The organism is Phyllobacterium sp. GQ127 (assembly GCF_059758635.1).
On record NZ_JCAXDZ010000001.1, the window covers coordinates 1,052,545 to 1,065,637 of the forward strand.

A 13,093-nucleotide genomic window follows, 5' to 3' on the forward strand; every position below is an offset into this window, starting at 1 on the left:
CATCTGCCTGATAAGGAGAATGAATGGCATATCGATCGAGTCTTTGGCTTTACTCCGGATTGGTTCTGACGTTTGGCATCGCCCTCGCATCCGTGCCCGCTCAGGCGACAGATGCCGCTTGGGCAAGAGTTCAGCGCGGAGGCTATACAATCCTCATTCAGGGCGGCGATGCTTCAGGCGCGCTCAGCCCATCATCTGATACTTCCGCGGATTGTGCCGCACGAACGCTCTCGGACCGGGGTCACCAGCTGGCGCAAAAGCTAGGCGCGCGATTTGCTGCCCGCGGTGTGCGAATCGACAAGGTTTTGACAAGCACCGTTTGTAATGCACGGGAGACAGCGCGCCTGTCCTTTGGTTCATCCCCTATGGAAATATTCGCCCCGCTTGATCCAATGGCTGGCGATGACACAGCAAGAGAAACGCAGCTTGAACAAATTCGAACCACGATCATTTCGTTCAAAGGCTCTGGAAATCTGGTATTGCTCACGGATCGTAACAATATAATAGCGCTAACAGGAGTGGCACCCCGGCCCAGCGAGGCTGTTGTTGCAGCTCCCGCAGAGGACGGAAAAACCATTCACGTTGCCGGAAGAATCATATTCGACTAATCACCACATGCTCTTGGGTCTTTCCCTCGCCTGCGAAAAAAGCTAGATACCGGCTCATCAGATCGCAGGGTCTTAGACGAGACACCTAAAACAAAAGGAAAATCAATTGTCCGATACATTCGACAAAGTCGCCGATATTATTGCTGAAACCAGCGAGATCGACCGCGACAGCATCACGCCGGAAAGCCATACAATCGACGATCTTGGCATCGACAGTCTGGATTTTCTCGATATCGTTTTCGCCATCGACAAGGCATTCGGCATCAAGATTCCGCTTGAACAGTGGACGCAGGAAGTCAATGACGGCAAGGTTCCGACCGAAGAATATTTCGTGTTGAAGAATCTTTGCGCCAAAATCGACGAACTGGTCGCCGCCAAGAAAGCCTGATCCGCAGACCAACGCGGGCGCTAAGACATATCCATTAACCGGATGCACCGTAACAACGGTGTTGCGAGACAATGCAGAACAACACCGTCGTTATCACAGGTATCGGACTTATTTCCTCTTTGGGCGAAGGGGCCGATGCTCATTGGCAAGCTTTCAACGATGGAGCCAAGCCGCGCATCGATGGTGAAAGATTCAAGCCATACACAGTGCATCCGCTCGGTGAAGTCGATTGGAACAGCCAGATTCCAAAACGCGGCGACCAGCGGCAGATGGAAACCTGGCAGCGCATCGGCACATATACTGCCGGTCTTGCTCTACAGGATGCTGGCATCAAGGACGATGAAGCTCTCTGCGCAACAATGGATATGGTTGTGGCAGCGGGCGGCGGCGAACGCGATGTGACTGTCGACACGCAAATTCTGGCTGAAGCACGTGTACGCAATGATCTTGGCACGATGCTGAACGAAAAACTGTCGACAGAATTGCGTCCGACGCTTTTCCTGGCACAGCTTTCCAATCTCCTTGCGGGCAATATTTCGATTGTTCACAAGGTGACAGGATCTTCACGCACATTCATGGGCGAAGAAGGTGCGGGTATTTCCGCAATAGACACAGCGGTTTCGCGCATTCGTTCCGGCCAAAGCACCCACGCCCTCGTGGGAGGCTCCTATAACGCTGAACATCCCGACATGCTGCTCGGTTTCGAGCTAAACCAGATGTTGAAAACCGATGGATGGTCGCCGGTTTGGCAAAGGGAAAATTCCGAGGGCGGTGGCATTGTCACAGGCTCCGGCGGTGCCTTTCTCGTTCTCGAAAGTGCAGACCATGCCAAGAAGCGCGGTGTTCGCGCTTACGCTGCCATTGACGCTATTTACAGCTCACAGATTCGCCGCAACCGCGAAAACCTTGGCGAAACGATTTCCAAGCTTCTGGGTGCCGCAAGTGCGGATAAGGCAGCTGATCTTATTGTTTCCGGTGCAACCGGGGCAAAGAAAGTCACGTCTGCAGAAAAAGCAGCGCTCGAGGCTTTCTCCAGTTCAACAGTTCGTGGACTTTCCAGTAAAACGGGCCATCTGCGCGAGGCACAATTCCCTCTCGCTGTTGCCATCGCCGCATTGAGCGTTTTTCATGGGACAGCCTTTCTCCCGCTTGATAGTGAAAACGAGGCAACTGGTCCGGCTAATATTTCCAGTGCACTCGCGACTTCCATCGGTGCGACGCGCAGTGAAGGCGTTGCCCGCCTGAGCAAGGTTTAAAGGATATTCCAATGTCCAAATATACTGATCATCTAGGTCGCCCCCTGGTTGCGATTACTGGTCTTGGTGTCGTCTCCTCGCTTGGACAAGGCAAGGAAGAAAACTGGGCAGCTCTGACCTCGGGAACTTCCGGCATTCACACCATAACGCGTTTTGCGCTCGACAATCTGCGCACGCAAATAGCCGGGACTGTGGATTTTCTTGAAGAGAGCAGTCAGGGAGCGTCAGCACTTTCGCAGAAACTGGCTTCCCTTGCCGCTGAAGAGGCCATAGCGCAAGCCGGTTTTCCAATCGATGATTTCGGCGGGCCTTTGTTTCTCGCAGCGCCACCCGTGGAACTCGAATGGCGCAACCGCTTCGCGCTTGATGCACTGGTAAAGTCCGAAGGCGAACCCGGTTACGATCTATTGCTGGCAGCGTGCCGAAAGGCACCGCAAAGCGCGATGTTCAACACGGCCGAATTTGGCTTTATAGCAGAATGTATCGCCGACAAGTTCGGAACGCGCGGACTGCCCATCACGCTGTCGACCGCATGTGCATCAGGTGCAACTGCAATCCAACTTGGTGTCGAGGCTATCCGGCGTGGCGAAAGCGACCGCGTCCTGTCAATCGGAACTGATGGCTCCGTGTCGGCAGAAGCGCTTATCCGCTTCTCGCTGCTATCGGCACTTTCAACCCACAATGAACCTGCCCACAAGGCCGCCAAGCCTTTCTCAAAGGACCGTGACGGTTTTGTCATGGCCGAAGGTTCCGGCGCGCTTGTTATGGAATCGCTGGAATCTGCTGTCGGCCGCGGCGCCAATATTCTCGGAATCATGCGTGGTTGCGGCGAAAAGGCAGATGATTTCCATCGCACACGCTCAAAGCCCGATGGCTCTCCGGCGATTGGTGCCGTGCGCGCAGCCTTGGACGATGCGGGGATCAAGGAAGATGCCATCGACTATGTCAATGCCCACGGCACTTCAACTCCGGAAAACGACAAGATGGAGTATTTGGCCCTCTCGACGGTTTTTGGTGACCGCATATCCTCGTTACCGGTTTCCTCCAACAAGTCGATGATCGGCCATACGCTGACTGCTGCGGGCGCTATCGAAGCCGTTTTTTCAGTTCTGACAATTCAGACCGGCACTATTCCGCCAACAATCAACTATGACAATCCCGACCCTGCAATCGTGCTCGACGTCGTTCCCAACGTGAAGCGTGAGGCAAAGGTTTCAGCGGTGCTTTCAAGCTCCTTCGGATTTGGCGGACAAAATACGTGTCTTGTCATGACGGCAGAACCGAACTAATCCGGAACCTGAATTAGAGCAATTTCAAATGCGGGATCCGGTTTTCCCGTCCGGAATTGCGCAACCCACAAATGAGCGGCTACCTGCCTTTAGCGGCGCCACTCAAGGAAACGGATATGCGTGCACTACAGCTGATCGAAGATCGCAAACTTGAAATCGTCGACGTCGCTCCTCCGCCTCCCCCTGGCCCCGGCGAAGTCACTGTTAACATCAAAGCGGTTGCGCTCAACCATATTGATGTCTGGGGTTGGCGCGGCATGGCCTTTGCCAAGCGCAAAATGCCTTTGACAATTGGTGCGGAAGCATCCGGCATCGTGGATGCTATCGGCCCGGGCGTCAGCAATCTGCTTCCAGGACAACTGGTTTCGATCTATGGCGCACAAACCTGCGGTCTATGCCGCCCATGCCGCGAAGGTCGCGATAATCTTTGCGAGCATGTCTCCGGCGTGCACGGCTTCCATCTTGATGGCTTTGCTCAAGAGAAGGTGAATCTGAAGGCCCGGCTACTGGTCCCTGCACCTCCCGGTGTTGACGAGATTGGCGCCGCAGTTGCTCCGGTCACATTTGGGACCGTCGAGCATATGCTCTTCGACAACGCGAAGCTCGAGTCCGGCGAAACCATTCTGGTCCATGCAGGCGGATCCGGCATTGGTTCGGCTGCAATCCAGCTTGCCAAAAAGATGGGCTGTACTGTCATCACCACCGTAGGTTCTGACAACAAGATTGAAAAAGCCAAGGCGCTTGGCGCGGATCATGTCATAAATTACCGCGAGGACCGCTTTGAAGGCGTTGTCCGCAAACTGACCAAGAAGAAGGGCGTAGACGTTGTTTTCGAGCATGTCGGGGCCGATACCTGGGCGGGATCCATGCTATCGCTTCGACGCGGTGGACGGCTCGTGACCTGCGGCTCGACATCCGGTGTCTCTACCAGCATGAATTTGATGATGTTGTTTCAGCAACAATTGAAGCTGCTCGGTTCATTCGGTTGCCGCATGGAAAACATGGCTGATGCCATGCAGAAGATGGCGCGAGGTCTGGTTCAGCCTGTCATCGATACTGAAGTCGGCTTTGATGACATTGATACGGCCCTGAAGCGAATGGAAGGCCGGGATGTTTTTGGCAAGATCATTCTGCGCGTCAACTGATCCCTTATGAAACTTGATAGAAAGCTAGCTCTGTATCGGTGGAGCCAGAAGTTGAAATCGGTCAACTACTGGCTTTCCGCAAATATTATATTCGGCATACTTTGGCTTTTGCGTCAGTTGCCCGCCAAGGCTGCGATGGATTTCATCGATGCTTCTGCGCGCAAAATCGGCCCGTTGATGGGCCGCCACCGTGTTGCAATGACCAATCTGCGCAAAGCCTATCCGGACAGACCGGAAGAAGAACTACAGCAGATCGCGCGCGACATGTGGGGAAACATGGCGCGGTTGACGGCAGAATATGTCTTCCTTGATGCAATCTTCGATTACGATCCGCACAGTGACAAGCCGGGATTGATCGAGGTACAGGGCCGCGAAATCTTTGAGCGCATCCGCGACGAAAAAGACCGGCCTCATATTTTCTTCACCGGTCACACGGGTAATTTTGAATTGCTCCCGATCTGTGCCGCAACGTTTGAACTGAACGTGACTGCCTTGTTCCGTCCACCGAATAATCCCTATGTTGCAAGGAAAATTCTGGGCGCTCGCCGTACGAATATGGGCCACCTCGTTCCATCAAAAGCGGGCGCAGCGTGGTCACTTGCCAGTGTTTTGAATGCCGATGGCAATGTGGGTATGCTGGTAGATCAAAAGTTCCATCGCGGCATTCCCACGACTTTCTTTGATCGCCCCTGTAAAACCAATCCTCTATTGGCAAAACTTGCGCGTCAATATGAGTGTGATGTCTATCCCGCACGCTGCATTCGCCTGCCGGGGGGACGCTTCCGTCTGGAATTGGAAGAGAAGATGCAACTGCCGCGCGATGAAAAAGGCGCCGTTGACCTTGCCGCCACTGCACAGGCACTGAACGACAAGGTTGAAAGCTGGGTTCGTGAATATCCCGGCCAATGGATGTGGTTCCACAAACGCTGGAACAAATAGCGCCTTTAGTAGTAATTGGTCACGGCGTGTTTTGCCTCGGCAAAAAACAACCAGCGTTCCACAAATATCCCCAATAAGTGGCTGACAGCAGCGACAGCGAGTATTAATTGCGCTGGCAGGCCGGTTCCCAACGCCATGGCAGATAGTAAAGCCACTATAGGCAATACAACGCCGCTCAACCATGAAATGATCCATAGCTTGGCAGCGTGTTTGCGGGCAACGCGAAAACCCATCTCACGTGTCAGATAATTATCGAGTGAGTGGGGCCTCTCAAACAGCCGGACCTTTCCGATAAAACCGAGCCCGGTTGCGCTTTCCGGTGTTGAACGTGGCACGAGTGTCGCGATGCGATTGCGCCATACCACCTTGGCGATGAGCGCTGTCAATAATAACAGCACGGCCAACAGCTCGAGTATAAGCATACCGGAAAAAGTGCTTGCCAGCAGAAAGCCGCCAGCCAGTGAAAACGATATAAAACAGAGGGGCGTAAGCCTTGTGTGCCAAGAGTCTACAGTCTTCAGCGACCCATAAATCATTGACGTGCAATAGACCGTCAATAGCGAACCGAGCACGCTGATCAAACCCAGAGTCGCATCATACCGATTGGCAAAAATTGCCAAACCGGCGCTTAACGTAAAGGGAACAAAGGTAGCGATTGCCATGACACCTTCACGCGACAACCAACTGGAACGCCATTGGCTCAGCGCCCGCCAAGCGCGTTGTGGATTTCCTAAATGGAAAAGCGACGCAATCAAGCCTGTTGCAATGAGAGTTAGCGAGGTCAGGTAGGCTAGCTTTGTTGCAACCATGGCAGGATCGAAAAAGCCAAGGCCGAGCACAATGGCTAGGCCATAGCCCAATCCCGATAAGGTCGTGAAAATGATCATCGAAAACGCTGGATGCATCAGATTCTATCCAACGTTTTGTCGAGCCATGCAAAGAAGCCACGCGCACCTTCGGTATTTTCCGCAAGCGGAATAATCGGTGCAACATCACTCAATGAACTACGAGGACGTGGGGGCAAATATTTATTCGTCGGCCTTGTATCCTGTTCCGGCATCAGATCAAAACCACCCCGCTCAGCAACCATCATGGAAACATCGGAATTCGGGTCACCAAGATCACCAAAGTGCCGAGCATTGACCGGACAGGTTCTGACGCAGGAAGGAACACGATCCTCCTGCTTCAATGTCTCATTATAGATACGGTCAACGCAGAGCGTGCATTTCTTCATCACGCCGGCAGCCAGATCCATTTCCCGGGCACCATAGGCGCATGACCAGGCGCAAAGCCCGCAGCCAATACACTTATCCTCGTCCACCAGCACTATACCGTCTTCTGCACGCTTGTATGAGGCTCCCGTTGGGCACACCGTTACGCAAGGTGCATCTTCGCAGTGCAGGCAGGACTTGGGAAAATGTACCACACGGGCTTCACCCGCTTCGCCGATGATCAGGCCACCTTCCGGAACAACTTCAAAGCTGTGAATGCGATTGAGAAATGTGCCAGATACATCTGCGCCATAGGCATGTTGGTCAGACAAGGCGCTGCCATAACCACCCGTGTTCCACTCCTTGCAACTGATGACACAGGCATGACAACCAACGCAAACATCAAGGTCGATAACCAGACCCAGTTTTTTTGAGGCAGGGCTGTGTGGCAGACTCGTCATTTCGCCCACTCCTGCCCATAACGCACTTCTTCCGGCGGCTCCTTTTGGCTTCCAGGACGCTTTATCGCCTTGAAATGCGGTTCGCTAAACCCTTCGCCAATTTCAGCTTTCTCAATTCGTACGCGCAGATCATACCATGCCGCCTGTCCGGTAATCGGATCGGAATTAGACCAGCGCATGCCATCGGATTTCGGTGGTAGCAACTCGTGAATAAGATGGTTCAGCAAGAATCCCTTGGTGGCCTCGGGCGAATTTGGCTCAAGCGCCCAGGCTCCGCCACGCTTGCCAATTGCGTTCCATGTCCACATGGTTTTGCCATTCACGGCATCAGTACGGGCAATTTCACATTTGATCCGGCCATGATGGGAGATAATCCAAGCCCAGTCTCCATCACTCAACCCGATCTCATCGCAGATGACACCTGGCACATATAGCGGGTTTTTCGTGTGGATCTGGCGCAACCAGGCATTTTGCGAACCCCATGAATGGTACATGGCCATCGGGCGCTGGGTAATCGCATGGTACGGAAATTCCGTCGTATCAACACCCTGTTCTTCAAACGGGCGGTACCAATCCGGCAGTGGGTCGAAACATTCCAGCAGGCGCTGCTTGTATTGCGATGGCGCAAAGGGTTTTCGAATGCCTTCTGCGGAAAGGCGGAACTTCTGCAACGTCTCCACATAGAGTTGAATCGTCACCGGCTGGGGAGTATCGAAGAAGCCCATATCGATTGCGAATTGCTGATACGCGGCATTGTGATGTTTGAAATACAATGCCTCCTGCGGAATGTGTTTTGTCCAAAAGGCTCCATTATCAATATAATTTTGAATTTGATCCTGATTGGGAGCGCCCCTGCCCTCGCTATCGGCTTGAGCGCCGCGCCAACCTGACAATGGACCAATACCCGGCTTGCGCTGGTGATTGGCGATATAATCGGCATAATCCTTGTAGAGCGCCTCACCATCCTCGTTCACAAAGCCCGGCAGCTTCAACCGAGCACCAAGGTCTATCAATACCGATTGGAAACCGCGTACATCCCGGTCAGGCTTGATGACAGGCCAGCGAATTGCATCACATACGGCCCCCGGTTCAGAAATAGGTCTGTCCAGTAGTGAGATACAGTCATGCCGTTCGAGATAAGTCGTATCGGGCAAGACAAGATCGGCATAAGCAACCATTTCCGATGAATAGGCATCGGAGTAGATAATTTTCGGAATCTTATATTCGCCGGTTGCCTCGTCACGCTCCTCCAGCATCTTGATCGTGCCACGCGTGTTCATCGACGAGTTCCAGGCCATATTCGCCATGTACAGAAACAGCACGTCAATCGGGTAAGGATCGCCCGCATGAGCATTGGCGATCACCATGTGCATCATGCCGTGGGCAGAGAGTGGCGCTTCCCACGAAAACGCCTTGTCTATCCGCTGCGGCTTGCCTTCAGCATCAACAAGCAGATCTTCCGGACCCAATGGATATCCGAGATGTGGCCCAGCCAGAGGTTTTCCCGGCGTCACATGTTCCGAACGACCATGAGGCCGGGGGTGCGCCGTAGCAGGTTTTGGATAGGGCGGCTTGTAACGATAGCCGCCAGGACAATCGATGGAACCAATGATTGTCTGCAACACATGCAAGGCGCGGGCCGATTGAAAGCCATTGGAATGAGCAGAAATGCCACGCATGGCGTGGAAGCTGACCGGTCGCCCAATCATGACCTCATGCTGCTCGCCCTTCATATCGATCCAGGGCTGCTCGACGATAATTTCTTCTTCGAAGGCTACGCGCGCAATCTCTGCCGCAAGCCCGCTAATTGTTGCGGCTGAAACACCGGTTTCAGCCGCAACAGCTTCAGGAGCATATTTCGGATCGAGATATTTCTCCGCCATTAACCGCAGAACGCTGCGCACCTTGAGTCCATCTGCTGTCGTAAATTCAGCGTTAAGATCGGCAATATGGCCCGGCTCATCGAAACGCACGACAGCGCCTGTCTTTCGGTCTCTAATCAGCGCTTTTCCAAGATCATCGCGCAAGAACAGGCCGTGATCTTCGTGGCCCTCCTTGTCGATTACCAGCCAAGGCGCATTGGTATACCGGGCAAGATAGTCCAGATCGATCTTACCCGTCCGGAACAGCTCATGGATAATGCTCAGGACAAGCAGACCGTCTGTGCCCGGCCGGATGCCAATCCAATTATCGGCGATAGCGGAATATCCGGTGCGAACCGGATTGACCGAAACAAAGCGCGCGCCCTGCTTCTTAAGTTTTGAAATGCCAATCTTGATGGGATTGGAGTCATGATCTTCCGCCACACCGAAGAGTACGAACAGCTTTGTTTTGTCCCAATCCGGTGCGCCAAACTCCCAAAATGCCCCGCCGATTGTATAAATGCCAGCGGCTGCCATGTTGACTGAGCAGAACCCGCCATGGGCCGCATAATTAGGCGTCCCGAAATTTTGAGCCCAAAAGCTCGTCAATGCCTGGCTTTGATCTCGGCCCGTAAAAAAAGCGAGTTTCTGCGGTGCTGTATCGCGGATTGGTTGCAGCCAATCGACCGCCAGCTTAAGCGCTTCGTCCCAACTGATTTCCCTAAATTCACCCGATCCGCGCGGTCCCGTGCGGAGCAACGGCGCACGCAATCGCGCGGGCGAATAATGCTGCATGATTCCCGCTGAGCCCTTGGCGCAAAGCACACCCTTGTTAATCGGGTGATCGCGATTGCCCTCGATGTAGCGAACTTTTCCATCCTTCAAATGGACATCAATGCCGCAGCGGCAGGCACACATATAACAAGTCGTTTTGGCAATCTCGTCACCAACCGGCTCGGACAGGGCAAGGCGTGGTTCGGAATTCATGTCGTGTTGCCCCGATCATCATCAGCTTCGCATGCTGTTTTATAAGAACAATTCCAATCTACCAAACACTCAAACGACATCTCACCAGGAAAGCGGCAATTTGCCATCGTTGCGAAACTTGCCTCTTGCCAAATCGGGATACCGCCTGATTTGATAGGCGAATGGACGAAAAGCTTTCCCGCGCGATTGATAAACGACGTGACGATCTGATCGCACTCACGCAAGAGTTGATACGCTTTCCGACGATTAATCCACCGGGCGAAGCCTACGCCCCCTGCGCAGAGTACATCGCACAACGATTGCAGAAGAGTGGTTTTGAAACGCAATTGATTCGCGCTGAAGGAACCCCTGGCGATACGGACCGATATCCACGGACAAATGTCCTTGCGCGCTTCGATGGTCGCACTCCTGGCCAGACCGTTCATTTCAATTCGCATATTGATGTCGTAGATACCGGCAAAGGCTGGACCGTCGACCCTTTTGGAGGTGTCGTCAAGGATGGCAAAATCTACGGTCGTGGCGCATGCGACATGAAAGGCGGTCTCGCCGCTTCAATTATAGCTGCAGAAGCTTTTCTCGAAGTCTACCCTGATTTTGCTGGCGCCATAGAGATTTCAGGCACAGTGGACGAGGAGTCCGGCGGCTTTGGCGGCGTAGCCTATCTTGCTAGCAAGGGGTTCTTTTCCAAACCTCGGGTTGATCACGTGATCATTCCCGAACCACTGAACAAGGATCGTATTTGCCTTGGTCATCGCGGCGTGTGGTGGGCGGAGATCGAAACCAAGGGCGAGATCGCGCATGGCTCGATGCCATTTCTTGGTGATTGCGCAGTCAGGCATATGGGTGCAGTTCTTGATGCATTTGAGAAAGAACTTTTTCCCGCCCTCGATCGGAAAGAAACCCGGATGCCGGTGGTTCCCGAGGGCGCGCGGCGATCAACGATGAATATCAACTCGGTTCATGGCGGACAAACCGATGATTTTTCGGGGCTGCCCTCGCCCAATGTTCCAGATTCATGCCGGCTTACAATCGATCGGCGCTTCCTGCTTGAGGAGGATATTGACGAGGTCAAGCGCGAGGTCACATCAATCCTGGACCGCCTTCAATGGGAACGGCCAAAGTTCCATTACAAAATTCGCGACATCATGGAAGTTCAGCCCTTGATGACCGAGCGCGACGCTCCTGTCGTAACGGCAGTAGCACAGGCGATTCGCTCTGTTTTCGGCAAAGAACCGGAATATGTGATTTCGCCCGGAACATATGATCAGAAACATATTGCACGCATCGGGCTTTTGCACGATTGCATCGCCTATGGTCCGGGCATTCTCGATCTTGCCCACCGGCCGGATGAATATGTCGGTATTGAAGATATGATCGAGTCAGCCAAAGTGATGGCTCTTGGCCTGAAAGTGCTACTGTCCGGTTCGATTTAATGGGAGACGCTGAATGAATATCTGGAAAGCATTTTTGTTCGGCACGGCAGTCGCCCTGCTCTCGGTAACCGCTTCATTTGCAGCGAAGACGGATCTCGTGCTCGGCATTGTATTGGAGCCGCCGCATCTTGATCCGACAGCCGGCGCCGCAGCGGCGATCGATGAGATCGTATATGCCAATATATTTGAGGGTTTGACGCGCATTGGCCAGAAAGGTGATGTCCTGCCCGCTTTGGCCGAAAGCTGGACCAAATCAGACGACGGCAAGGTCTATACGTTCAAGCTGCATAAGGGCGTTAAATTTCACGATGGCACGACATTTGATGCGGACGATGTGAAGTTCTCCCTCGACAGAGCTCGAGGCGACACGTCAACCAATGCCCAGAAGGGTCTCTTTGCTGCGATAGATACGGTCGAAAGCGTCGATCCGCTGACTGTCAAAGTGGCTTTGAAACAACCGAGCGGTGATTTTCTCTATAATATGGCTTGGGGCGATGCGGTTATTGTTGCGCCGGAAAGCGCCGATACCAATAAGGACAAGCCAATCGGCACCGGCCCTTTCAAATTGGAAAACTGGGCAAAGGGATCGCAGATCGTCATCGCGAAAAATCCGGACTATTGGGGAACGCCAGCAACGCTCGAAAAAGCCACGTTTCGCATTATCCCCGATCCAGCGGCAGCAACAGCGGCTCTTTTGGCGGGTGATGTGCAGGCATTTCCGGTTTTCCCCAGCTATGAAACCATTGCTCAATTTCAGGCAGATCCGCGCTTCAAGGTCGTGATCGGCACGACCGAAGGCGAAACAGTGATGGGCATGAACAATAAGAAGCCCCCCTTCGACAACGTCAAAGTGCGTCAGGCAATTGCACATGCAATTGACCGCAAGACGGTTATCGATGGAACCATGTTTGGATTTGGAACTCCGATTGGTTCATTCTTTCCACCACATCATCCGGCCTATTTGGATTTGACGGCAGAAACGGCCTATGATCCCGAACTTGCCAAGAAGCTTTTGGCTGAAGCTGGTTATGCCGACGGCTTCAAGATAACGCTCAAATTGCCACCCCCGACCTATGCACGGCGTGGCGGCGAGATTATTGCCGCTCAACTGCGTGAGATTGGGATAGAAGCCGAAATTATCCCGGTAGAATGGGCGCAATGGCTCGACCAAGTCTTCAAGAATAAAAATTATGACATGACAATCGTTTCTCACACCGAGCCAAACGATCTCAACATTTTTGCGCGCGATGATTACTATTTCAACTATGACAGCGCTCCGTTTAAGGAATTGATCAAGCAGATAGATGCAACTTCCGATGGACCAAAGCGCATTGAGCTTTATCAGCAGGCGCAAAAGCTGCTCGCAGCCGACGAACCCGCAGCATTTTTGTTTCAATTGCCAAAAACCGGCATATGGGACGTAAAAATCGAGGGCCTTTGGGAGAACGGGCCAATTCAGGCAAATGATTTGACCGCAGTAAAATGGGCCGATTAAAGATGACTCCTGGCTTTCA

General features: G+C 53.1%; 11 protein-coding genes. 8 read left to right on the top strand and 3 right to left on the bottom strand.

Features of this window, described 5'->3' with window-relative positions; all coding sequences use genetic code 11:
- Positions 1–23 precede the first annotated feature (23 nt).
- The 6 genes from AC6CHM_RS05445 (at position 24) to AC6CHM_RS05470 (ending at position 5,625) form a co-directional block, all read left to right on the top strand.
- A complete protein-coding gene (locus AC6CHM_RS05445; RefSeq protein ID WP_115052695.1) occupies positions 24–608 on the top strand; it encodes a histidine phosphatase family protein in 585 nt (194 codons plus the stop codon).
- 106 nt (positions 609–714) lie between these two features.
- Positions 715–996, top strand: coding sequence for an acyl carrier protein (locus AC6CHM_RS05450; RefSeq protein ID WP_008123430.1), 282 nt, complete (start codon positions 715–717; stop codon positions 994–996).
- A gap of 71 nt (positions 997–1,067) precedes the next feature.
- Positions 1,068–2,252, top strand: coding sequence for a beta-ketoacyl-ACP synthase (locus AC6CHM_RS05455; protein WP_115052694.1), 1,185 nt, complete (start codon positions 1,068–1,070; stop codon positions 2,250–2,252).
- Between the two features lie 11 nt (positions 2,253–2,263).
- Entirely contained in the window at positions 2,264–3,541 is a 1,278-nt protein-coding gene (locus AC6CHM_RS05460) for a beta-ketoacyl-ACP synthase (protein ID WP_336439860.1), read from the top strand.
- Between the two features lie 116 nt (positions 3,542–3,657).
- Positions 3,658–4,686: a zinc-binding dehydrogenase gene (locus tag AC6CHM_RS05465; RefSeq protein WP_337354593.1), complete on the top strand. Its 1,029-nt coding sequence runs from the start codon at positions 3,658–3,660 to the stop codon at positions 4,684–4,686.
- 6 nt (positions 4,687–4,692) lie between these two features.
- On the top strand, positions 4,693–5,625 hold the full coding sequence (locus tag AC6CHM_RS05470; RefSeq protein ID WP_307285880.1) for a lipid A biosynthesis lauroyl acyltransferase: 933 nt from the start codon (positions 4,693–4,695) through the stop codon (positions 5,623–5,625).
- Positions 5,626–5,630: 5 nt separating this feature from the next.
- On the opposite strand, the gene AC6CHM_RS05475 is transcribed toward AC6CHM_RS05470, so the two are convergent.
- Genes AC6CHM_RS05475 through AC6CHM_RS05485 form a run of 3 tightly spaced genes read right to left on the bottom strand, consistent with a single transcriptional unit; the run spans position 5,631 to position 10,146 of the window.
- Positions 5,631–6,530, bottom strand: coding sequence for a dimethyl sulfoxide reductase anchor subunit family protein (locus AC6CHM_RS05475; protein ID WP_498172312.1), 900 nt, complete (start codon positions 6,528–6,530; stop codon positions 5,631–5,633).
- Entirely contained in the window at positions 6,530–7,297 is a 768-nt protein-coding gene (locus AC6CHM_RS05480) for a 4Fe-4S dicluster domain-containing protein (RefSeq protein ID WP_115052690.1), read from the bottom strand. Before AC6CHM_RS05480 ends, AC6CHM_RS05475 begins: the two co-directional genes overlap by 1 nt.
- A complete protein-coding gene (locus AC6CHM_RS05485; RefSeq protein ID WP_498172313.1) occupies positions 7,294–10,146 on the bottom strand; it encodes a molybdopterin oxidoreductase family protein in 2,853 nt (950 codons plus the stop codon). Before AC6CHM_RS05485 ends, AC6CHM_RS05480 begins: the two co-directional genes overlap by 4 nt.
- 161 nt (positions 10,147–10,307) lie before the next feature.
- On the opposite strand from AC6CHM_RS05485, the gene AC6CHM_RS05490 reads away from it, so the two are divergent.
- Together AC6CHM_RS05490 and AC6CHM_RS05495 are read left to right on the top strand one after the other, a co-directional pair.
- Positions 10,308–11,579 (top strand): acetylornithine deacetylase/succinyl-diaminopimelate desuccinylase family protein, encoded by a 1,272-nt coding sequence (locus tag AC6CHM_RS05490; protein ID WP_115052688.1) that lies wholly within the window; start codon positions 10,308–10,310, stop codon positions 11,577–11,579.
- Positions 11,580–11,592: 13 nt separating this feature from the next.
- Positions 11,593–13,074 carry an ABC transporter substrate-binding protein gene (locus tag AC6CHM_RS05495; RefSeq protein WP_498172315.1) on the top strand — a complete coding sequence of 494 codons (1,482 nt, stop codon included), beginning with the start codon at positions 11,593–11,595 and terminating at the stop codon, positions 13,072–13,074.
- The last annotated feature ends 19 nt before the right edge of the window (positions 13,075–13,093 follow it).

What these genes read in the sequence shown, in the direction of transcription:
- AC6CHM_RS05485 (WP_498172313.1), bottom strand. Translation starts at nt 10,146, where the DNA reads ATGAATTCCGAACCACGCCTTGCCCTGTCCGAGCCGGTTGGTGACGAG.
- AC6CHM_RS05490 (WP_115052688.1), top strand. Translation starts at nt 10,308, where the DNA reads ATGGACGAAAAGCTTTCCCGCGCGATTGATAAACGACGTGACGATCTG.
- AC6CHM_RS05470 (WP_307285880.1), top strand. Translation starts at nt 4,693, where the DNA reads ATGAAACTTGATAGAAAGCTAGCTCTGTATCGGTGGAGCCAGAAGTTG.
- AC6CHM_RS05480 (WP_115052690.1), bottom strand. Translation starts at nt 7,297, where the DNA reads ATGACGAGTCTGCCACACAGCCCTGCCTCAAAAAAACTGGGTCTGGTT.
- AC6CHM_RS05460 (WP_336439860.1), top strand. Translation starts at nt 2,264, where the DNA reads ATGTCCAAATATACTGATCATCTAGGTCGCCCCCTGGTTGCGATTACT.
- AC6CHM_RS05475 (WP_498172312.1), bottom strand. Translation starts at nt 6,530, where the DNA reads ATGCATCCAGCGTTTTCGATGATCATTTTCACGACCTTATCGGGATTG.
- AC6CHM_RS05455 (WP_115052694.1), top strand. Translation starts at nt 1,068, where the DNA reads ATGCAGAACAACACCGTCGTTATCACAGGTATCGGACTTATTTCCTCT.
- AC6CHM_RS05465 (WP_337354593.1), top strand. Translation starts at nt 3,658, where the DNA reads ATGCGTGCACTACAGCTGATCGAAGATCGCAAACTTGAAATCGTCGAC.
- AC6CHM_RS05495 (WP_498172315.1), top strand. Translation starts at nt 11,593, where the DNA reads ATGAATATCTGGAAAGCATTTTTGTTCGGCACGGCAGTCGCCCTGCTC.
- AC6CHM_RS05445 (WP_115052695.1), top strand. Translation starts at nt 24, where the DNA reads ATGGCATATCGATCGAGTCTTTGGCTTTACTCCGGATTGGTTCTGACG.